The organism is Paraburkholderia caledonica, from assembly GCF_000383275.1.
Lineage (GTDB): Bacteria > Pseudomonadota > Gammaproteobacteria > Burkholderiales > Burkholderiaceae > Paraburkholderia > Paraburkholderia caledonica.
The window spans coordinates 64,477-86,451 of sequence record NZ_KB911039.1; the positions used below are offsets into that span (position 1 = coordinate 64,477).

The following is a 21,975-nucleotide window of genomic DNA, read 5'->3' on the forward strand; positions in this document are numbered from 1 at the left end:
CGGCGCGAACACGACCTGGACTAAGGTGTCCACCGATACATCAGAATTTTTGCGCGCGCGTCGTCTTCTACCAGTACCACGTACTCGCCGTTGTCACGTTTCGCCGCGCTGATGCCGAGATAGACGTCCACCCAACCGCTCGTGTTGCCCACGCTCGCGCCGGGCGTCATATAGCCGACCGGCTGACCTGTGCGCGCGTCGTACACATCGACCTTCGCCGTGTACAACTCGGCCACGAAGACATAGTCGCCGGCCACCGCGACGCCTACGGTGGTCGTCTGCGGATTGCTCTGCGTGTTCCACGGCAGCGCGACCGCGTACTGCTGGGTAGGCGCGGCCGAACTCCAGTTGTCATAACGCGCGAGCACCGGGCCGGCCTCTTTCCAATGGGTCGCGTCCCACGGAACGGCGCTCGTAAAACCGGACAGATACATGGTGTCGGATTCCGCGATGTAGACAAGCCGTGCCAGTCGCGTGAAAGGCTGCGGCATCGCAAACATTCTGGAACTCGCGTAGGTGTAGATCGGATTGCCCGCTTGGTCCAGCCCCTGCAAAGGCATTTCGCGGATGCCGCTCAGCGGTGTGGCAAGCCAGACGTTGCCCGGCGCGTCCACCCACCAGAAGCCGTTGCCCACGGTGCTGCCGGTCGACGGATTGCTGCTGATTTCGCTGGCATCCACAACGCCATTACCATTGACATCGCGCCACAGCCATTCGCCATAGCCCGGCTGGCCCGAAGGCCACGTGCCCGGCAGCGGATTTTGCGCGAGCAGCCCCGACGGAATTGCCGTCTCGCCATGTGCGGCGTCGAAACGGTAGACGTTCAGATAATGCGCGCCCGGATCGAGCGTATAGAGAAACGGCCGGCCGTCGATTCTTCGCACCATCGGCTCGCCGCGCACGCCGCGCGGCTGATGAAACGTGGGATCGTCGGGATAATCGAAGCGATTCAGCGTGAACCCCGCATACGACCATTCGCGGCCCACAGGCTGGTTGTAGTCGAGCGTGAAGCGCTTCGAACCGGTGTACACCGAAGACGGCGTGGCTGGATCGAATGCGGCGCTGTCCACGAACGTCAGCCCATACAGCCGCCAGTTCAACGCATGCGAGCTGAACACATAGCTTTCCAGCACCGCACCTTGACCGACCGATGCAGAGCCAACCGGCCGCGGCCCTTCACCGTTTTGCGCGACATATAGATTGCCCGCCGGGTCGAGCGCGATTCCCGTCATGCCGTTAAAGCGCCAGTTGCCCGGCACGCCCTTGACCGCATGAAAAATACCGTTGCGCGTGCCGAGCGGTGAGGCCGCTCGCGGTTGACCATTGGCGTCCTTGTTGAAGACGAGAATCTGCTGCGACGGCCCGTTGTCCGCGACGAGAATCTGTCCAGCCGGCGTAACGGCGATGTCGGTCGGAACTGCGCTGGCGGGCAACGGCAACGTGCCGGCGAGCGCGGTGCCGTCTGCGCTGAAGTGCAAAATAGTTAGGTTTCCGGACGATATGCCGCTTATCACCCAGAGCGTCGAATCGGTGTCGATCGCGATACGTCCTGGTGACCTGACGCTCCACGAGCGCAATGGCTGCATCGTATTGGCGTTCAGAACAACGATGCGGTTCGCGTAGGTGTCCGAGAGGTACAGTTCGCTGTCGGTGGCGGCAAGTCCGCGGATGGCCGCGTCGGTACCGGTCGTTACTGTATCGACGGGCAGGAAACTGTTTTTCGTTGCGTTCGCGCTATTGCCGACGCCCGCACTAAACGGCACGCCGGCCGAGAGGTTCGCCAACGTGCGGCGCGTGATGCCAAACCACGTCTGTCCGGCCGGTGGATAGTCTGCGCCGACCAGTTTGTTGTTCTCGTTACCGATCGACATTGCCGCGTACAGATACGTGTGGTTGACCGCGACGGCATCGCCGCCCGCAGCGCCCCAACCGTGCGTGAAACCGGCGACGGCAATCTTGTCGCCCCCGCGATACGCGGCTATTTCACTGCCGCTCTCGTCCCACGGCGCGTTCGTGAAAACGGTACCGTCGGCGCCCACCGCGATTGCCTGGATATCCTGCTGCATCCACTTGCCGTCGCCAAAACCGAAGCTATTGCCGATCCACGAGGTGGTGTAGGTGAGCTGCGACTGCGCATAGCCAGTAAGCGGAAGAAGACAGTGGCAAAAAAAGATTGCCGCGCCGAGGCGCGAAAGGAGTTTCACAACGATGTTCCCTTGCAAGTGACGCTTTCATCCTCGCATAGAAAACAGGTGAATTAATTGATAAAAAAATTGACCGTAAATATTTTAGAAAACAAATATACCGCTTGCATAGGAGTGCGTGGCGTGCCGATTCTTCTGCGGTCTCGCGGTGTTATGTGACAAAAACAGTCAATCTCATCACGATGCGTCAATAGGTCGCCAATATCGTTTTCTTCAAATCTATTTGTGAATCCATCCCAGCAAAGGCGCACTTTGTGCGCATAAACTCCGCGTTTATCAGGCGTGGCTGCGTCGCCCGAAAATGCGCCGGGTCATATCGAACGCAACCAGATTGCCGGCTACCACCAGCAGCAAGCCAACCACTGCCAATGCCGACCACTGATAGCCTTCGAATACCGTCGACACAGCTAGCGCCACGATCGGAAACAGCACGGTCGAATAGGCGGCGCGCTCGGGCCCGATGCGCCCGACCAGCATCAGGTATGCGGTAAAGCCGATCACCGAGCCAAACACCGCGAGATACGCCAGTGCGCCGAGATAGCGTGTGGACGATTCGATAGCGAACGGGAAGCCGGCGAGCGCGCTTCCTACGGTCAACACGCTCGCGCCGATCAACATCGCCCAGCTATTGGTCGCGAACGGATGCAATCCCATCGACTGCATGCGGCTCGACAGCAGATTGCCAGCCGAAAAGCACAATGTGCCGAGAAACGCGATGCCAAGCCCGAGCCATGCGGCGTGGTCGCCGAGATGTCCGCTCATCTGCTGAACGAAGAGACACACAATACCGACGAGACCGAGCATCGCGCCCGCAATCGCCGATGGCTGCAGCGGACGCCCCATGAAAAGCCGTCCGTTGATCGAATTAAGAAGCGGCGCCGTGGAGAACACCACTGCCACGAGGCCGCTCGGCACCACCTGTTCGGCGTAGTAGAAGCACAGAAAATTCACGCAAAACAGCGCGAGCCCTTGCGCGAACAAAAATCGCCACGCGGCGCGAGGCGGCCACATCGGCCGGCGCATGATGCGCAACAGCGCGAACAGCACCAATGCGGCAATCCAGAAACGCCAGGCGATAGAAACCGGCGGCGGCACTTCGCCCAACTGCCATTTGATCGCGATCCAGGTGGTGCCCCAGATCAGAACGGTAACAGCATAAAGCGACAGATTCATGGTCAAGCCTGCACAGCGGATACGGGAGTGCGACTATGCGGCAACGCAGGCGCCAGGACTTGTCCAGGATTGCGCATTTTCGGCGGCAAACCGCGAGCGCATAGGTGCCGCGGCGCGGCCAGCCGTATACTTACGCTCATATCCCGCAAGAACGACACCAGTCCCGTGAAGCCGAGCCCGCCCGTCGCTGTGAATGACGCCACTGAAACGCCGTTTGGCATTCAGTCGGTGTGTCACACGCTCGGCAGCTCGAACGCGAACTTGGACCGGTTTGCGTGGCTCGGCGACGGTCTGGCGATTGCCGTGTGGACGCGCGACACAGAAGTCGCCGAGACCGTCTACGATCGGCCGGGCCACCACACCCTCTCGTGCTACCTGGATGGCGGTTATCGCACCGAGCGGCAGAAAATGCCGGGGCGTTATGGCGCACCGTCGCGCTTATGCGCACTACCCGGCGATCATGAGTCGCGCTGGTGGGTGCGCGGCCATATGCATTTCATGCACCTTTATTTCCTGCCTGAGCACTTCACGCAACGCGCTGTGCAGGAACTGGACCGCGAGCCGCGCGAGTTGACGCTTGCCGACCGCACCTATTTCGAAGACCCGCGCATTGCCAGTCTGTGTCAGTCGCTCGCGAACGAACGTTGGGACGACCCGGACGGTTTGCTGCGCACGAACGAAACCGCGCATGAAGTGCTGAGCCTGCTGTTGCGCTCGCAAGGCGTGCGCCGCACCGGCCTGGCGCTGAAGGGCGGTTTGTCGGTCGCGACCAGACGGCGACTGCGCGATTACATCGAGAGCCATCTCGCAGAGCCGCTCACCATCGGTGAACTTGCAGGCGTGGCGGCGCTGTCGGAGTTTCATCTTGCGCGGATGTTCCGCACGTCGTTTGGATTGCCGCCCGCTGCGTGGATCGCGCAGCAACGGCTCGAACGCGCGCGCATGCTGTTGCGCACCACCTCACTGCCGCTTCTGCGGATTGCCGAGCTATGCGGCTATGCAAACGCAAGCCACTTTAGCCACCGTTTCCGCGAAGGCGTGGGCGTGTCGCCTACCGCGTACCGGCAGGCTCTCCCGGCTTAAGCGCATCATTGCAGCGCCATTGCAAGTACACGGGCCACATGAATGGCCTCCACACCGGCGCCATCGTGAATCTGATGACGGCAACTCGTGCCGTCCGCGACCATGACGGTATTGCCGTCGATCTTGCGCACCGCCGGCAATAGCGACAACTCGGCCATGGCCTGCGACGTCGCATAGTGCTCCGCTTCGTAGCCGAAGCTGCCGGCCATTCCGCAGCACGACGATTCCACCGTCGATACCTTCAGCTCAGGAATCCATTTCAGAACGGTTTGCACAGGCGTAAAGGCGTCGAACGCCTTCTGATGACAATGGCCATGCACGAGCGCCTGCGGCGTATCCAAGGGCTTCAACGCAAGCTCTAAGCGACCCGCTTTTTCCTCGCGCACCAGGAATTCTTCGAAGAGGAACGCCTGTTTGGCGAGCTGCTGTGCTTCGTCGCCGAAGCCATAGTGCAAAAACTCGTCACGCAGCGACAGCAGGCACGACGGCTCCAGACCGACAATGGGCACGCCGCGTTCCACGAAAGGGTTGAACAGATCGAGCATTCGCCTCGCTTCGTGCTTCGCTTCGTCAACCAGGCCCGCCGCGAGAAACGTGCGGCCGCAGCAAACCGGGCGCTCGCCTTCGCGCATGTTGAAGTGCACGGTGTAGCCCGCCGCCTCCAGTACCTTCTGCGCCGCCCTGGCGTTCTCGGGCTCCATGCTGTTATTGAAGGTGTCGACGAATAACAGCACTTCCTTCAGCGTCGCGCCATGCGCGTTCACCGTGGGACTTGCGCTCGACAGAAACGACTTCCTGAAACGCGGCAAGCTCCGCTCGCTCGCGAAACCGACCGCGCGCTTGAACAAGGACGACACGAGCGGCACATTGTCGGCAACTGCGATCAAGCCTGGCATGCGGCTCGCGGCGGCAGCGTAGCGCGGCATGAAGGCGACGAGCTTGTCGCGCAGCGTCAAGCCATGTCGCTTGACGCGCGCGGCGCGCGCTTCGATCTTGAACTTCGCCATATCGACGCCCGTCGGGCAGTCGCGCTTGCAGCCCTTGCATGACACGCAGAGATCGAGCGTGTCCTTTACTTCGTCGCTCGCAAGGCCGGCCTCGCCTAGCTGACCGGAGATTGCAAGACGCAAGGTGTTCGCACGCCCGCGCGTGACATGCTGTTCGTCTTTCGTCACGCGGTAGCTCGGGCACATCGTGCCTGCATCGAATTTTCGGCAGTGACCGTTGTTATTGCACATCTCGACGGCCTTCGCGAGACCGCCTGCGAGGTCGTTGCCGCTGCCCGGCGCGGTTTCGCGGCCAGTCAGCGGATCGCGTTCGACGTTCCATGCGGACCAGTCGAGCGCCGGTTCAATGGGCCGTTCCTGATAGCCGGGCGCGAAACGGAAATAGCGCGGGTCGTCCATTTTCGGCGGACGCACCATCTTGTCGGGATTGAAGCGGTTGTCCGGATCGAACAGCGCCTTGATCTCACTGAACGCCTGATTGAGTTTGGGACCGTATTGCCACGCGACCCATTCGCCGCGGCACAAACCGTCGCCGTGCTCTCCGGAATAAGCTCCCTTGTATTCGCGCACTAATGCAGCGGCTTGCTCGGCAATCGCGCGCATTTTCACCGCGCCGTCGCGGCGCATGTCGAGAATCGGCCGCACGTGCAGCGTGCCGACGCTCGCATGGGCATACCAGGTGCCCTCGGTGCCATGCCGATGAAACACCTCCGTCAACTGGCTCGTGTACTCGGCGAGATGTTCGAGCGGCACCGCGCAGTCTTCGATGAAAGACACCGGCTTGCCGTCGCCCTTCATGCTCATCATGATGTTGAGGCCGGCCTTGCGCACTTCCCACAGCGCCTTTTGCGCATTCGCGTCCGGCATTTCCACAACCGAGCCAGGCAAGCCGAGATCGGCCATCAATTCGGAGAGCTGCCTGAGCGACTCGAGTTGCGCGTCGCGCGACTCGCCCGCGAATTCCACGAGCAGCACCGCTTGCGGCTCGCCGACCAGCGCCTTTTCGACAACCGGACGAAACGCAGGGTTGCTCATGGCCAGATCGATCATGGTGCGGTCGACCAGCTCCACCGCGACCGGCTTCAGCTTGACGATGTGCTGGGTCAGATCCATCGACTGCCAGAACGTCGGAAAGTTGACCACGCCCAGCGTTTTATGCGCGGGCAACGGCGCGAGCTTCAGCGTCAACTGACGGCTGAATGCGAGCGTGCCTTCCGAGCCGACCAGCAGATGCGCGAGGTTCGCCACGCCGTCGTCGGTATAAGCGCGCGGATTCTGACAGTCGAACAGGTCGATGTTGTAGCCGGCCACGCGGCGCAACACTTTCGGCACGCGCGCCACGATTTCGTCGCGCTCGCGTTGCGCGATCTGCCTGACGCCTTCGAATATCTGCTGCAAACGCGCGCCTTGCGGCGCATCGCGCAACGAAGCGAAACGCGCTTCGGTGCCGTCGGCGAGAATTGCGTCGATGGCTTCGACGTTGTGCACCATGTTGCCGTATTCAATCGAGCGCGAACCGCACGAATTGTTGCCCGCCATGCCGCCGATCGTGCATTGCGCCGCTGTCGACACATCCACCGGAAACCAGAGACCGTGCGGCTTGAGCCATGCATTCAGATGATCCAGCACGACGCCCGGCTCGACCGTCACCGTGCGCGCCTCCAGGTTGAAATCGACGATATTGTTCAGCCATTTGCTCGTGTCGATCACGAGCGCTTCACCGACCGTTTGTCCGCATTGACTCGTGCCCGCGCCGCGCGCGAGCAGCGGCACTTTCTCGCTGCGCGCAATGTCGAGTGCGATGCGCAGATCGTCCTGGTCGCGCGGCACGACAACGCCGACGGGCATGATCTGATAGATCGAGGCATCGGTCGCATAACGTCCCCGGCTTGCTGCATCGAACAGCACGTCACCACGCAACGATTTACGCAGATGTTGCGCGAGCGGCGTCATCAGACGCGCCGTGGACGGCACGAGATGAATCGGCTTGACCAGCAAAGCGGAGGTGGGATTCGTCATAACGTCGGTGTTGTTGCAATACGCAGAAATCGCAGCGCAGCGCGGCAAACCGCGCGAGCGCCCGAACGGTCAATACAACGTGACGCTTACCGATGGCAGTCCTTCGATGCGTCCGTGTGCCGTGCCCGCGCTTCGCGGGAAGAACATGCCGGTGTACGAACCGGTTGTCACGACCATTTCCGGCGTCACGGTGACGCCACGCGACGTCGCGTGATTGACGAGCCACGTGAGCAACCGGCGCGGATCGCCGGCGGGATTGGCGGGCGTCAATTCCACGACATCGCGTCCGTTGAAATCGAAACGCAGCGCGGGCGAGACAAACGGGAAGCTCTCGTCGTACGGCATGAATTCGCCGACGACGAGCGCGCCGTGGTTCTGCAAGTCCGCGAGTTGCGCGAGCTTGTCGACGTCCGGCCACGCGGCGAAACGGCTCGCGACGATTTCGATCGTCGCGCCGAATGAACCGATTGCGGCATGCACGTCGGCCTCGCTATAAGGCGTTGTGCTGGGCTCGAAACTGCGACCGAAACGAAACGCGATCTCCAGCTCCAGGCCCAATGGCGCGAAGGCCCCGCGCGGCACAGTGGCGCCGTCGGGATACCGGTCGACGTCCGGCAACGGCGCGCCCTGGATCGGCCCGCTGTCCGACTTGGCGCCGATCTTCCAGCCGCCGATGCGCGCGCCGGCGATCGCCAGGATCTCATGCTGGACCGCATACGCCGCATTGGCGTCGGTCGGCGCGAGATTGGGCGGAAGATTGTCGAGCGTCGCATGATCGCGGCGCGCATCGGCGAGCAAGCGGCTCAGAGGCAACGTGGTCAGCTTCATGGCGTCGGCGCGAGAGGACTTAAGCATCGCTTACACGCCCATGCGGGGCGAGACCTGCCCCTTGTCCGCGGGATCGCCTGCAAACTTGCTCTCCGGCTGCATGCGGAACGCGAGCACGACACCAATCGCCATCAACAGCATACTGCCGACGAACGGCAACTCCCAGCTGCCGAAGTAGTCGATCAGGAAGCCGCCCATCACGGGTGAGATGATTGCCGCGAGCGCCGAGCCCGTGTTCATCATGCCGCTCGCCGTGCCCGAGGCTTCCGGCGCGATGTCCATCGGAATGGCCCACATCGGTCCAATCGTCATTTCGGCGAAGAAGAAGCCCGACGCGAGACACGCCATCGACAGATACACGTTGTGCGTGAACATAATCGGAATCAGCGACAGCAGGCAGAACATCATGCACACCGACACCATCCAGCTGCGTGCGCGCTTCAGGCTCCCGGTTCGCGTATAGATGAAGTCGGTCACGACGCCGCCAAGCGTATCGCCCACCACGCCGGCGAGGAACACGACCGATGCGAAGATCGCCGACTTCTTCAGTTCCAGGTGATAGCTGTGCAGGAAGTATTGCGGAATCCAGCTCAGGAACAGCCACAGTGTCCAGCCATAGCAGAAGTACACAATCGTAACGGGCGCCATGCGGCGAAACAGCTTGCCCCAAGGCACGCCCGCCGACTTTGCTTTGGGCGCGGGCAATACTTCGAGCTCTTCAGTCGTGATACGCGGGTGGTCTTTCGGATGCTCGGTGAACGTCAATGCCCACACGACAACCCACAACAGGCTGAAGGCGCCGCAGATATAGAACGATTCGCGCCATCCCCAATTTGCCATGACGAGCACGATGAGGCCGGGCGCAACCGCATTGCCGATGCGCGACGCAGCGTGCGTGATCCCCTGCGCAAAACCGCGTTTCTCTTTCGCGACCCAGCGCGCCATTGCGGATGTCGCGGCGGGAAAGGTTGCGCCTTCACCGAAACCGAGCAGCACGCGCGCGGCCAGCAGCGAAATCAGCCCGCCGGCGAAACCGGTCAGCAACGTGGCGATGCCCCAGATCGCGCCGCACGCGAGCAGCGTACGTCTTGCGCCAAAACGATCGCTAACCCAGCCGCCGATAATCTGAAACAGCAGATACGGATATGCGAAAGCGGAGAACACCAAACCGACTTCCGTATGCGAAAGATGGAATTCCTTGCCGAACCCCGCGGCCGCTGTACTGACGTTGACGCGGTCCAGGTAGGTGATGAAGTACATGATGCAGAGCATCACTAGAACGATACTGGTCGCACTGGTCAAACGAAACCGCTTCATCGTCTCTCTCCATTTGCATGTGTCGACGGCGCGCCTGACATGACCCGCCTGGTCGTCGCCCGGCGGTAGGCGCCGCCGGGACATCGCATTGTTCAGGGCCGCGTTCTGCGCGCGGCTTCGTGATGGAACTGACTTCGTTGATGCCTGCTTTCGTTGCGGCCTGCTGTTTTCGATGCGTTGCTGCGGCTTGTTGAGCGGGCCCGGTTTTGCGACGTGGCCAGCACAGCTTGTTCTGCCGCTTCGTTCAGGCTGCCGCCTTCAAACCGGACGCTTGCGTCGGCTCGCTCAACCACTCCATAGCGGCAGGCAAGCCGCTTCCCTTGAGTGGGACGCCCGCGAGCCGCAAGCCCATTTCGCAACCTGCGAGCGTCGCGAGCAGCATCAGGTCGTTGCAATCGCCCAGATGACCGATGCGGAACATGCGCCCTTTCATCTTGCCGAGACCCGTGCCAAGCGACATGTCGAAGCGTTCGTAGATCAGCTTGCGAACCGCGTCGGCATCGACGCCGTCGGGCATCATCACGCCCGTCAGCACGGGGCTATATACAGCCGGATCGGCGCACTGGATTTCCAGGCCCCAGGCGCGCACCGCGCGGCGAGTCGCCTCGGCAAGACGCTCGTGACGCGCGAACACGTTGTCGAGCCCTTCGCCGAGAATCATTTCGAGCGCTTCATGAAGCCCGTACAGCAGGTTCGTGTTCGGCGTGTAGGGCCAGTAGCCCGTCTTGTTCATCTCGACGATTTCGCTCCAATCCCAGAAGCTGCGGGGCAACTTTGCATGCTTGCTCGCGGCCACGGCTTTCGGCGAAATCGCGTTGAAGCTGATGCCCGGCGGTAGCATCAGGCCCTTCTGCGAGCCTGAAACGGTGACGTCGACGCCCCACTCGTCGTGGCGATAATCGGCGCAGGCAAGGCCCGAGATCGTGTCGACGAGCAATAGCGCGGGATGTCCTGCGGCGTCGATTGCGCGCCGCACGGCGGCGATATCTGACGTCACGCCCGTGGACGTTTCGTTGTGCACGACGCACACAGCCTTGATGGAGTGCTGCGTGTCTTCGCGCAGACGCGCTTCGATCATTTGCGGTTGAACGCCGCGGCGCCAACCCTCGATGCCGGGCAAGCCAAGAAACTCAGGCTTGAGCCCCAGGCTTTCGGCCATCTTTTTCCAGAGCGTTGCGAAGTGCCCGGTCTCGAACATCAGCACATGATCGCCGGGGCTCAACGTGTTCGAGAGCGCCGCCTCCCACGCGCCGGTGCCGGACGCCGGATAGATCACCACGGGATGCTGTGTCTTGAAGATCTTCTTAATCCCGTCGAGCACTTTCAGACCCAGTTCGCCGAACTCAGGGCCGCGGTGGTCGATGGTCGGGTAGCTCATCGCCCGGAGGATGCGATCGGGCACGGGGCTCGGCCCCGGAATCTGCAGAAAGTGGCGGCCGGCGGGATGAAAATCTAACTTCAACATTGCGCTCCTCCGATTGAATTTTGCATGCAAAAAACTATATCAGACGAGTTCGGACAGGCGAAAGACCAAAATCGCCTTTGCGCACAGGTGTTTACCCGCGCTGTTTCGCTGTGCGCGGCGATCCGATAAAATCGAATCCAATGTGGATAAGGAAGTTTGTATGCAAAATTCGGAATTTGAGGCAAGTCTGCCCACGGCGGCCGTGTTGCCGAAAGTGGAGCGTCAGCGCTTGCATGACACGGTTGTGGAGCACATTCGCCGGTTCATCGTCGAAGGCGTACTTGAGCCGGGCAAGAAGCTGAACGAGCGAGAATTGTGCGAAACCCTCGGCATTTCGCGCACGCCGTTGCGTGAGGCGCTCAAGGTGTTGGCCGCTGAGGGGCTGATTGAGATTTCGCCGAACCGGGGCGCGTCGGTGTGGAAGATGTCGGAGGCGGAGTTGCGCGAGACGTTCGAGTTGATGAGCGGTCTCGAGGCTTTTTCGGGCGAACTGGCAGCCGAGCGGATGACGGCGGCGGAGCTTGCCGACATCAAGGCGTTGCATTACGCAATGCTCGCTTGTCGCGCGCAAAACGATCTGGCTGGGTACTACAGCCGGAATCAGGCGATCCACGACAAGATCAATGAGGCCGCGCGGAACTCAGCGCTTCGGCAGACTTATATCTCGGTGAATCGGCGCTTGCAGGCACTGCGTTTCCGGTCCAATTTTCAGATCCCGAAGTGGGACAGCGCCATTCATGACCACGACGAAATGTTGAAGGCACTCGAGGCGCGGGACGGTAAAAGGCTTAGTCAGATTCTTCGGCAACATCTGCTTGATAAGCGCGATGCGGTCTTGCAGGTGCAGTCGACGGAGGAAGCGGCGGGGTCGGGGTTGAAGGCTTGAGGGTGTGTCTTGCGTGCCGACGCGGGTTATGCGCTGGCGCGCAAGCGCAGACTGCGGACCGTCAGCATCGGCTCCCGGGTTTCGATGCATTGCCGGCTGCGGTAATCGACGCCGATGATTTCGGGAAGCGCGGCACCGCTGAACGTGAGGGAGCGCGTTTGGGTCGTCCACCGGGTCATGTTTGCCTCGCTTCAGCGGGTCGGGGAACAGTCGGAAGCGGCTCGTCCGCCCATTGCGTCCGCGCATCGCCGGTCATGTCCGGCGTACGCGGCTGGATAAGCCACGACATTGTCAGCCCCCTCCAAAAGTTATGTTTCATATGCCGCTGGCTGTGCAGACATTTTGGAATCCTACTAAATGTCTCGACGAGGCCCCCCCTTTTCCATTGAGGACTCGGGCCTCTGCATTATCAAATCGATCCCGACCGGCGTACAGATGGAAACTGTCGCAGTTTTGTAAAACAAAATCGGGATAGGTTTAACGCATAGCCATCTAATGGATTGACTGACGCTGTACAGAACCAGATCGTCCGCAAGATAGGGAAAGGCACGAAAAAACGCCCGCACGCGGCGGGCATTAGCAACTATCTGGAAAAGCCGGGAACGTCACATAGCGCTCATCATCGCGCCGCTGCTGCCAGTGGGTCCCACCATGGGACGCAACCGACCAGCGATCCAACGGGTGAGCAGGTTCGACGCTAAGTGGGACGGCAAACGTCTTACGCTCAATCGCGCTGCGCCAGCCAAAGCGAAAACTTATCCCCAGTTTTTGTTCAAAACCCTGTGGACAACCTCAGCAAACCCACACCAAGTACTTGATGGCACACTGCAATCCCGCGCCGTCTCCGCAACAGTCAGCCGGAGACGGCATCGCTGGGAAACAGCCCCTCACCGTACTCCATCCTTCCGCCGCAGCGACTCCGGCAACCCGCGCAGCACGATCAACGCACAAATCACACTCATCGTACCGATCACATACAACGCGGGCGTCGTGCTGCCGGTCAGATCCCGCACGCGTCCAACCATGATCGGACTCACGATCCCCCCGAGCTGACCCAGCGTATTGATCAACGCGATGCCGCCAGCCGCGCCCGCCCCAGTCACCAGTTTAGGCGGCAGTGCCCAGAACGCCGGGATGGATGCCACCACGCCTGCGCCCATCACGGCCAACGCGACGATCAGAAAGCCCGTCTGCTTGTCGAAGAAACCCGCGGCAAAGAAGCCGATTGCCGACATCACGAGCAGCCCGAAAACGAACTTGCGCCGCTCGCCGGTTGCGTCGGACAGGCGCCCCACCACCACCATGCAGATCGCGCCGCATACATAGGGCACCGCCGTGAGCAAACCAATCAGCGTCGGATTGTGCGTGCCGGCCACGCGGATCAGATGCGGCGTCCAGAAATTCAATCCATACGACGCAACCTGAATCAGAAAGTACACGAGACCCAGCGTCAGAAAGCCTGGCGTCCTGATCGCCCCGAGCAGCGAATGCCCGGTGTCGGGATGACGGCTTTGCTGCGCGATCTGCTCAGACAGATACGACTTCTCGGCGGGAGACAACCAGTTCGCGTCCTCAATGCGGTCCTTCAATAGCTTCAGCACGAGATAGCCGAGCAGCACGCACGGTAGGCCACCGAGCAGGAACAGCCAGTGCCATCCGGGCATACCGAGCACGCCGTTCATATGCCCGATAACCAGGCCGGCAAGCGGCGCACCGACCAGCCCCGAAAATGCCGACGCGAGAAACAGCATCGACGTAATACGCCCACGATAGCTCGGCGGAAACCACAGCGTGAGGTAATACAGCACGCCGGGAGCGAAGCCCGCTTCCATTGCCCCGATCAGAAAACGCAGTCCGTAAAACTGCCATTCGGTATTGACGAAAACCATCGCCGCCGTGGCGAGTCCCCACGAAATCATGATCCGTGCAATCCAGCGCCGCGCACCGACCTTGTACAGGAACAGATTGCTTGGCACTTCGAACAATACGTAGCCGATCACGAACAGGCTCGCGCCAAGACCATACGCGGTGTCGGATAACCCGAGATCGCTTTGCAACTGAAACTTGGCGAAGCTGATATTAATGCGATCGAAGAACGCAAACAGATAGCAGATCATGATGAGCGGCATCAGCCGCCATGCCACTTTGCGGATAATGGCCGCCGCGCCGTCCGCGCTTTGCTCGCGGCCGCCGGTTGCGATTGCGCCCAGGTCACTCATGCTCGTCTCCAATGCCGGATTCGGCGCTGCCGTCCGGTCGTTTAGTGGATCAAGGAAAGTTAGATTTGCAGCACGTAGTCCGGCACGGGATGCAGGTCGCTGTTGCGTCCGGCCTTCGCCACCTGCCCGGGCACGTCATGGCCGAGCAGATCCGGCAGTGCCCGCGACAACGCGAGCAGCTTCTCAAGATCGATGCCGGTCGGGATGCCCATTCCGTCGCACAGATTCACGAGGTCTTCCGTACAGATGTTGCCGGATGCACCCGGCGCGAACGGACAACCGCCAAGGCCGCCCAACGCGGCGTCGAAACGACGTGCGCCGGCTTCATACGCAGCCAGCACGTTGGCGAGCCCAAGTCCGCGCGTATTGTGAAAGTGGAGCGTGAGCGCGGAAGGCGTCACGCGTTCAAGCACCCGCGTTACGAGCCGCGTCACCTGGCGCGGATTCGCCATGCCGGTCGTATCCGCGAGCGTGATGCCCTGTATGCCCATCTCGCGATATGTATCGACAATGCCGACCACGCGGTCCTCGTCGATCGTGCCTTCGAATGGACAGCCGAACGCAGTCGCTACGGAAGCGTTGAGCAATACGCCCGAATCTTTCACATGACGCACGATGTCCCCAAACGCCGTCAGCGACGACTCGCAACTCATGCGCATATTCGCGCGGTTGTGCGTCTGACTTGCCGACATCACGAGGTTCAGTTCATCCGCCTTCGCAGCCAGCGCGCGCTCGGCGCCCTTGAGGTTGGGCACCAGCGCGACATAGATCACGCCCGCATGGCGCTCGATCTGCTGAAATACCGCCTCGCCATCACGCAACGCCGGAATCGCTTTCGGCGATACGAACGAACCGGCCTCGATCCGCGTGAAGCCCGCCGTCGAAAGCGCGTTGATCAACGCGATCTTGTCGGCGGTATCGACCCAAGTGGGTTCGATCTGCAAGCCGTCGCGCGGCGCGACTTCCTGGACAATCAGTTTGTCGGCAGTTTTGGTGTCCATGACACCGTTCGATGCTCGGCTCATTGCACGGCTCCTTCGCGGCGAAGCCGCTCGATTTCTTCGGTTGCAAATCCGAGTTCGCTCAGCACGCTGCCGGTATGTTCGCCAAGCGTGGGACCTTGCCAGCGCACTTCCCCCGGCGTGTCCGACAGCTTCGGCACGATGCCCGGCATCTTCACCGATGCACCGCCAGGCAGTTGCGCCTGCAACAACATGTCACGCGCCTGGTAGTGCGGATCGGACATGATGTCCGCGACTGAATAGATGCGTCCCGCAGGCACTTCGGCGCGTTCCAGCGCGGCCAGCACGTCGTTGGTGGAATGGTGAGAGGTCCATGCGGCGATGGCCTCGTCCAGCATCGCGCAATGCCTGGCGCGGCCGTCGTTGTGAGCTAATGCTGGATCGTCGGCGAGATCGGCGCGGCCGATCGCCTGCATCAGCCGCCGGAAAATCGGATCGCTGTTGCCTGCAATCACCACGTAACCGTCGTCTTCGGTGGGATACGTGTTGGACGGCGCAATGCCGGGCAAGGCGCCGCCGCTGCGCTCGCGAACGTGACCGAGCAGGTCGTACTCGGGCACGAGGCTTTCCATCAGATTGAAAACGCTTTCGACGAGCGACACATCGACCACCTGGCCCTCGCCCTGTCCCGTCTTCACGCGAAGCAAGGACATCAACGCGCCGATCACGCCGTGCAGCGACGCGAGCGAATCGCCGAGACTCACGCCGACGCGCGCCGGCGCGCCGTCCACTTCGCCCGTCGTGTAGCGGATGCCGCCCATCGCCTCGCCGATTGCGCCAAAGCCCGGCCTGTCGCGATACGGACCAGACTGTCCATAGCCGGAGATACGGACCATCGTCAGCTTGGGGTTGATCGCGTGCAGCACGTCCCAGCCGATGCCGAGCTTTTCGAGCGCGCCCGGACGCAGATTTTCGATGATGACATCGGCCTCGGCCGCGAGCCGCTTCACGATCTCGACACCATCGGCCGATTTGAGATTCACGCAAACCGATTTTTTGTTGCGCGACTGAAGATACCACCAGAGCGATGTGCCCTCGTGCAGCTTGCGCCATTTGCGAAGCGGATCGCCCGTTTCAGGCGCTTCGATCTTGACCACGTCGGCGCCGAACTCGCCCATGAGGCGCGCGGCGAACGGCGCAGCAATGAGAGTTCCGATCTCGACGACGCGGATACCCTGAAGGGGTCCACTCATGTGCTGTCTCCATAGCAGTTTTCTGTTGAGAGACAGCTTGCAGGCATGCCGCGGCGGCGTCCAACCGCAATTCGCCAACGACCGTTCGCGAACGGCGAACGCTCCCGCGAGGCGCGGATTAAGTCGCCGCGGTTCGCGCGTTGTCCTTCGCTTCCACCGAACGCAGATGCTCGAACAGCAGACGGCTCACCGGCGACAATGCATCGACGTCGCGCACGACCAGCACGAGGCTGCGTTCCGACCACTCGTCTTCGAGTGGCGCACCGACCAGTCCAAGCGGGCGGCCCATGAGTTCATAAACCTTTTGCGGCAATACGCCGACGCCCATGCCTGCCTGTACCATCCGGCAAACCGCGTCGAAACCCGGCACATGGATTCGCAGCCGCAATGGCTTGCCGGCCTGGCGCGCGGCCATATGCGTGCGCGCGTTGATGGAACTCGCGGCGTGCAAGCCGACGTGATCTCCGTCGAGCGTTTCATCGAACGCGACGCTTTTGCGCGTAGCCAACGGATGATCGTCCCGCATCACGAGCACGAGCGAATCGTGCCGATAGTGCTCGACGTGCAAGTCGCGCGTGTCGGCGTCGCCGGAACATATGCCGAGATCGGCCAGGCTGTCATCCACCGCTTCGACCACGCCACCGCTCGGCCGCTCTTCCAGATCGAGCTTCACACGCTCGTGCTCCAGCTGGAACGCGCGTAAATCTTCGGGCAAGAATTCGACGATCGCCGACAGGTTCGCCATCATTCGCACGTAACCACGCACGCCGCTCGCGTGTCCCGCGAGTTCAATGCCGATGTTTTCGATGTCGCGCATCACGCGCCGTGCGTGATGCAGCAGCGTTTCGCCGGCCGGCGTGAGCGTCATGCCGCGCGCGTTGCGCTGGAACAGCGTGGCGCCGACCGCCTGCTCCAATTCGAGCAGGCGCTTGCTCGCTGCCGAAACGGCAATCGCCTCGCGCTCCGCGGCGCGCGTGAGCGTGCCTTCCTCGTAGACGGCAAGGAACAGCTGAAGGGTCGTAAGGTCGAGCTTACGAAGAAGGTTCTTGATCACCATGGCGCGGCGCCGGCAGTTCGGTTAGTGCTAATCATCCCATATGCGGCCGCGCAGCCCGAGCCCTGAATTATCGTGGTGAGATCGCCCAGCGGCAACGCGGACATTCATGGCCATGAGTCGGGTCTGTGATTGTGCGAATCAACAGAGCCGCTTGCCGTGCAGCGCTAAAGCGCGTTTGGTATGCTGGATCGCCGGTCATTCCGCGGGGCCTCATGGTCGTTCCCTCGGCCTCAGTATTCACCAACGCGCTTGTTGCGATAAGCGCCGCGACCGGTCGAACGCGGCCAACCGCACGGCGTCGGCTGCCAAGGCTCTCGCAGTTCGCCCATCGTCAAAGGAATCATTCGATGCCCACCGTCGCGATAGCGATTTTCCCCGGCGTGCAGGCGCTCGACGTTGCCGGGCCTGTCGATGTGTTCTCGGAAGCGAACCGCTTCGTCACGCCAGAGGAGCGCTACGAGGTCACACTGCTGAGCGCAAAGCAAGCGCCGCTGCGCGCGTCGAACGGCATGACGTTAATCGCCGACGCCACGTTCGATCACGCTCGCGAGCCGTTCGATCTCGCGTTGGTCGCGGGCGGCCCTGCACTGCCCGAAGGCGAGCCGCCCGCTGCACCGCTGCTCGACTGGTTGACCGACGTCGCGCCTCGATGCGCGCGTTACGGTTCCATTTGCACCGGCGCTTTCGCGCTTGGACATGCGGGCCTGCTCGATGCACGCAACGTCACGACACATTGGCAACACGCGGCCCAACTCGCCACCCAGTTTCCGAAAGCGCGCGTCGATTACGACCGCATTTATTTGCGCGATGGCCAACTCGTGACGTCGGCGGGCGTGACTGCGGGCATCGATCTGTCGCTCGCACTCGTCGCCGAAGACCATGGTTCGCACATTGCACTCGCAGTGGCGAAGCGGCTTGTCGTTTTCGCGCAGCGGCAAGGCGGTCAGTCGCAATTCAGCCCGTACCTCACGGCACCCGCCGACGAAACATCGCCGGTCGCAAAAGTCCAGGCGCATGTCATGGAGCGCATCCACGAAGGCTTTACGGTCAAAGAACTCGCCGACGTCGCCGGAATGAGCGCCCGTAATTTCGCGCGCGTGTTCGTGCAGGAAACGGGCGTGACGCCGCATGAGTTTGTCGAGCGCGCGCGTGTGGATGCAGCGCGCAAGCTGCTGGAAAGCAGCGGCGCTGCGCTAAAGACGATCGCCTACGATTGCGGTTTCGGCACGGCCGAGCGCATGCGGATCGTCTTCATGAAAAGAATCGGCGCAACGCCGATGCAATATCGTGAGCGCTTTCGGGCCACCTGATCACCGTCGATGAGCGGCGCCGCTGCGCGCGCAAATCATGCGTGAGAAGATAACGCTCTGCTCAAGCCAACGCTCAAGGAACGACATGAACCCCTCTTCTCCGATTCGCGCGATCGTCACTGGACACACACGCGGCCTTGGCGCGGCGCTCGCTGAACAACTGCTTGCACGCGATATCGCGGTGCTCGGTCTATCGCGCTCGCGTCATGCATCGCTCAAACAGCGCTTTCCCACGCTTCTAGAAGAAACCGAACTCGCACTCGCCGATACAGCATGCGTTGCTGAATGGCTGACGACCGATGCTTTGCGCGCATTCGTCAGCGGCGCAGACACTGTCCTGCTGATCAACAACGCGGGCATGGTGCAGCCAATCGGTCCGATCGAGGGGCAGGACGTGGTGGACATCGCGACTGCCGTCAGCCTCAACGTGGCAACGCCGTTGATGCTGACGAGCGCACTCGCCGCCGCGAGTCCGCACGCGAGCGATCGGCGCATCGTGCATATTTCGAGCGGCGCGGCGCGCAACGCTTACGCCGGCTGGAGCATCTACTGCGCGACGAAGGCGGCGCTCGATCACCATGCGCGCGCTGTCTCGCTCGACGCGAACCGCGCGTTGCGGATCTGCAGTCTTGCACCAGGTGTGATCGATACGAACATGCAGGCGGAGATTCGCGGAACCGGCGTCGAACAATTCCCCATGCGTGAGAAGTTCGAGGACCTCAAGCGCACCGGTCAGCTTTCCACGCCCGAGCAATGCGCGGCTCAGTTGCTCGACTACGCACTTAGCGATGCATTCGGTGAAACGCCAGTGGCCGACATTCGCGAAATCGCGAAGTCGGCTTGACGTGTAGCGCGCATCGTCGCTCCCGAAAAACCTCACCTTTGCGTGCATGGGGCGATGATTCCCGTGGCTTGGCGACGGGGTCATCGCGCGAATCACGCTCTTTATTCGAGGATTCTTGCCCGTTGCTTCGCTGCTTGCCGACGATTCGGAGGCGAAGCTCGCACTCCCGAAAAACCTCACCTTCGGTACGAAGCGATCAACACTTCGCAGGTGTCGCCGTTTTCCGAACTCCCGAAAACACTCACCTTTCGCAGTAAGGGACAGGCTGCAAAGCCATACTGGGCGGGGCACCGGTTGCCCGAAACAGACGATTCCCGAAAACTCTCACCTTTCGGATGCGCGAACAATCTGGATACCCAGGTAAGACGGCGCGGTACCCGATTCGATAGAGAAGGAGTCGTCGGCAGCGAATCGTGCGACTACATGAACGGTGAGGCGGTTTGAGTTCGGCCGCTCACGGTCGATGCAACGTCCCAACTACTCCCGAATTCCCTCACCTTTGCGCGGGCGACACGCGACGAAGAGCTCTCTTGCATTACCGCGTCGGCTGGACGTCTAGCGAATTTTTGCGGTTTTTGCAGCAAGAAGCGGAGCTAGCCGAGCGTTTCGAGCCGCCGCCGACTCGCTCCCGAAAAGCCTCACCTTTCCCGTCGCGCTCGTGCATCAACTCGCAAGCTTGCGGAACGTCTCGAGAACCGCGTCGCCTTTGAACGGCTTCACGATCCAGCCTTTGACACCCGCCGCCTTGCCGCGCTCTTTCATCGCCGGACTGCTTTCCGTTGTCAACATGATGACGTTGACCGTCTTGTTCGCGAGTTCGCCGCGAATCTTCTCGACCATAGTGAGACCGTCCATGTTCGGCATGTTGACGTCGCTGATCACGAGCTTGATGCCTGGACTAGCCTTCAGTTTCGCGAGGCCGTCTTTGCCGTCCACCGCGGTGTCCACATCGAGACCATTCTTCTTCAGAAAGCCGGCCACTTCGTCGCGCACCGTGCCTGAGTCGTCCACTACCAGAATTTTCGACATATCTTTCCCTTCATCAATCCGTCAGAGATCAAAACAGTTCCAGCTCGCCGCTGGTTTCTTCAATGGCGCTCGTGTCCGCAACAAAGTCGAGAGGCGCATAAGCGCAAACGCATAGCGTCGCCCCAAGCCGCGCGGTGCCGCCGAGCATCACCGAATACGAAGACAGCAGCCCCGGCTTCAACTCATGCAGATGCGGCAGGCAATGCGCGCTCAGCACATACGGTGTCGACATGCCGAGGTCCGGGAAGTAGCGCAGCAGTTCCTGATTGATCGCGCCGCAACACAAATTGCAGATTTCCAGAAACGCGTCCTGAAACGGCCGCTCGTCGGCTTCCTTCAGGTAGTACGCGCGGTTGCTGTCGTTTTCGTCGAAATGAAGAATCAGCAGCAGCCTGAACACGATCGACGAAATGGTCAGTACGACGACCTGTGTGCCGTGTGCCGTGCCTGTGTCGGCTTGCGCGATCGGGACGATCTCGCACTGGTCGTCTGGACTCAGCGGCAAGCGCGCCTGCGCGGCCTTGCGAAATATGCGCTCGAAGCTGTCCTTGGCGTGGGCCGTAATCACGCGGACACCTCGTCCAGCTTCGAATGAAACTGACTGGCCATCGACTCCACACTGGCAAGCGACGCCGCAATCATCTTGCCGCCGGCCTGAATGTCCTGAAACGTGGAAGTCGTGGTCAAGTCGTTGCGATGCAGGCTGTCGCGATAGCTCTTCGACAATTCCTCGGAACGCGCGGCGAGCGAGCGCACTTCGCTCGCCACCACCGCAAAGCCGCGGCCGGCGGGACCCGCGCGTGCCGCTTCGATCGACGCGTTCAGCGACACGATCACCACATGCCGCACGATGGATGAGAGCTCCTGATTCTTCGCGTGCATGTCGTGGTTCTGCGTCATCAGCGAGATCATTTGCTCGTGCCAACGCTCGAACGCAGCGCCCAGGCTTTTCAGGCGCGCGGCTTCGCTGGCAAGTTGTCGCGCCTGCTGCGCCAACTGGTCCCTGTCTTCGGTAATGCTTTTGAGCGTCGCGCGCAATTCGTCGACGCTTGCCGATCGTTCCATCAATTCGGCGCGCAATTGGGCGGTCTGCGTTTGCAGCTCATGCTCGGCCCGCTCGCGCTCGTGTGCCGCGGCGTCGAGCGCGACGTGCCCGGCCCTGAGCGAATTGATCTGGGCTTGCGCGTCCGCACGCAGCCTTGCGGTCAGCCGCGTAACGTACAGCCGATGCGTGGCCACCCCGAGCAACGCGGTCGCGGCGCTGCCCGCCAGCGCCGCCAATAGATACTGTTGAATCACAACCATTCCTTGAGTGACGC

The 21,975-nt window shown here is 61.5% G+C and carries 18 protein-coding genes; 4 read left to right on the plus strand and 14 right to left on the minus strand.

The genetic code is table 11. The features are described from left to right. Window positions 1-20: 20 nt before the first annotated feature. The gene (locus H281_RS0118345; protein WP_027804734.1) at window positions 21-2,204 is read right to left on the minus strand and encodes an NHL repeat-containing protein; all 2,184 of its coding nucleotides are present in this window, start codon (window positions 2,202-2,204) and stop codon (window positions 21-23) included. Window positions 2,205-2,480: 276 nt separating this feature from the next. Next, window positions 2,481-3,377 carry a DMT family transporter gene (locus tag H281_RS0118350; RefSeq protein ID WP_020068610.1) on the minus strand — a complete coding sequence of 299 codons (897 nt, stop codon included), beginning with the start codon at window positions 3,375-3,377 and terminating at the stop codon, window positions 2,481-2,483. 165 nt (window positions 3,378-3,542) lie between these two features. Here H281_RS0118350 and H281_RS0118355 point away from each other — a divergent pair, with 165 nt between their 5' ends. Beyond that, the gene (locus tag H281_RS0118355; RefSeq protein ID WP_051121010.1) at window positions 3,543-4,460 is read left to right on the plus strand and encodes an AraC family transcriptional regulator; all 918 of its coding nucleotides are present in this window, start codon (window positions 3,543-3,545) and stop codon (window positions 4,458-4,460) included. A gap of 5 nt (window positions 4,461-4,465) precedes the next feature. Here the strand turns inward: H281_RS0118355 and H281_RS0118360 are convergent, their stop codons facing one another. The 4 genes from H281_RS0118360 to H281_RS0118375 all read right to left on the minus strand — a co-directional run bounded on the left by H281_RS0118360 (window position 4,466) and on the right by H281_RS0118375 (window position 11,096). After that, window positions 4,466-7,486: an FAD-binding and (Fe-S)-binding domain-containing protein gene (locus H281_RS0118360; RefSeq protein ID WP_020068612.1), complete on the minus strand. Its 3,021-nt coding sequence runs from the start codon at window positions 7,484-7,486 to the stop codon at window positions 4,466-4,468. 69 nt (window positions 7,487-7,555) lie between these two features. Then, window positions 7,556-8,341: a 2-keto-4-pentenoate hydratase gene (locus H281_RS0118365; RefSeq protein ID WP_051121012.1), complete on the minus strand. Its 786-nt coding sequence runs from the start codon at window positions 8,339-8,341 to the stop codon at window positions 7,556-7,558. A 3-nt stretch (window positions 8,342-8,344) separates the two neighbouring features. Continuing rightward, a complete protein-coding gene (locus H281_RS0118370) occupies window positions 8,345-9,631 on the minus strand; it encodes an MFS transporter (protein ID WP_020068614.1) in 1,287 nt (428 codons plus the stop codon). 244 nt (window positions 9,632-9,875) lie between these two features. Next, window positions 9,876-11,096, minus strand: a complete 1,221-nt coding sequence (locus H281_RS0118375) for a pyridoxal-phosphate-dependent aminotransferase family protein (protein ID WP_020068615.1) — start codon at window positions 11,094-11,096, stop codon at window positions 9,876-9,878. A gap of 160 nt (window positions 11,097-11,256) precedes the next feature. Between H281_RS0118375 and H281_RS0118380 the strand changes: the two genes are divergently transcribed. Then, window positions 11,257-11,982 carry a GntR family transcriptional regulator gene (locus H281_RS0118380; protein WP_020068616.1) on the plus strand — a complete coding sequence of 242 codons (726 nt, stop codon included), beginning with the start codon at window positions 11,257-11,259 and terminating at the stop codon, window positions 11,980-11,982. Window positions 11,983-12,008: 26 nt separating this feature from the next. On the opposite strand, the gene H281_RS36895 is transcribed toward H281_RS0118380, so the two are convergent. The 5 genes from H281_RS36895 to H281_RS0118405 form a co-directional block, all read right to left on the minus strand. Continuing rightward, window positions 12,009-12,161 (minus strand): hypothetical protein, encoded by a 153-nt coding sequence (locus tag H281_RS36895; RefSeq protein ID WP_020068617.1) that lies wholly within the window; start codon window positions 12,159-12,161, stop codon window positions 12,009-12,011. 708 nt (window positions 12,162-12,869) lie between these two features. Next, complete coding sequence (locus H281_RS0118390; protein WP_020068618.1) at window positions 12,870-14,201, minus strand: MFS transporter; 1,332 nt, start codon at window positions 14,199-14,201, stop codon at window positions 12,870-12,872. A gap of 59 nt (window positions 14,202-14,260) precedes the next feature. Next, window positions 14,261-15,202, minus strand: coding sequence for a hydroxymethylglutaryl-CoA lyase (locus H281_RS0118395; protein WP_033379619.1), 942 nt, complete (start codon window positions 15,200-15,202; stop codon window positions 14,261-14,263). Window positions 15,203-15,222: 20 nt separating this feature from the next. After that, window positions 15,223-16,416: a CaiB/BaiF CoA transferase family protein gene (locus tag H281_RS0118400; RefSeq protein ID WP_020068620.1), complete on the minus strand. Its 1,194-nt coding sequence runs from the start codon at window positions 16,414-16,416 to the stop codon at window positions 15,223-15,225. 118 nt (window positions 16,417-16,534) lie between these two features. Further along, entirely contained in the window at window positions 16,535-17,473 is a 939-nt protein-coding gene (locus tag H281_RS0118405; protein WP_020068621.1) for a LysR family transcriptional regulator, read from the minus strand. Between the two features lie 347 nt (window positions 17,474-17,820). Between H281_RS0118405 and H281_RS0118415 the strand changes: the two genes are divergently transcribed. Continuing rightward, window positions 17,821-18,783, plus strand: a complete 963-nt coding sequence (locus H281_RS0118415; RefSeq protein WP_020068623.1) for a GlxA family transcriptional regulator — start codon at window positions 17,821-17,823, stop codon at window positions 18,781-18,783. A gap of 85 nt (window positions 18,784-18,868) precedes the next feature. Further along, entirely contained in the window at window positions 18,869-19,627 is a 759-nt protein-coding gene (locus tag H281_RS0118420; RefSeq protein ID WP_020068624.1) for an SDR family oxidoreductase, read from the plus strand. Window positions 19,628-20,290: 663 nt separating this feature from the next. Here H281_RS0118420 and H281_RS0118425 read toward each other — a convergent pair. From H281_RS0118425 to H281_RS0118435, 3 genes are read right to left on the minus strand one after another with little or no spacing between them, the layout of a single operon-like run. Next, window positions 20,291-20,656 carry a response regulator gene (locus tag H281_RS0118425; RefSeq protein WP_020068625.1) on the minus strand — a complete coding sequence of 122 codons (366 nt, stop codon included), beginning with the start codon at window positions 20,654-20,656 and terminating at the stop codon, window positions 20,291-20,293. Window positions 20,657-20,684: 28 nt separating this feature from the next. Beyond that, window positions 20,685-21,224 (minus strand): hypothetical protein, encoded by a 540-nt coding sequence (locus H281_RS0118430; protein ID WP_020068626.1) that lies wholly within the window; start codon window positions 21,222-21,224, stop codon window positions 20,685-20,687. Further along, a complete protein-coding gene (locus H281_RS0118435; RefSeq protein WP_027804736.1) occupies window positions 21,221-21,955 on the minus strand; it encodes a methyl-accepting chemotaxis protein in 735 nt (244 codons plus the stop codon). Before H281_RS0118435 ends, H281_RS0118430 begins: the two co-directional genes overlap by 4 nt. Between the last annotated feature and the right edge of the window lie 20 nt (window positions 21,956-21,975).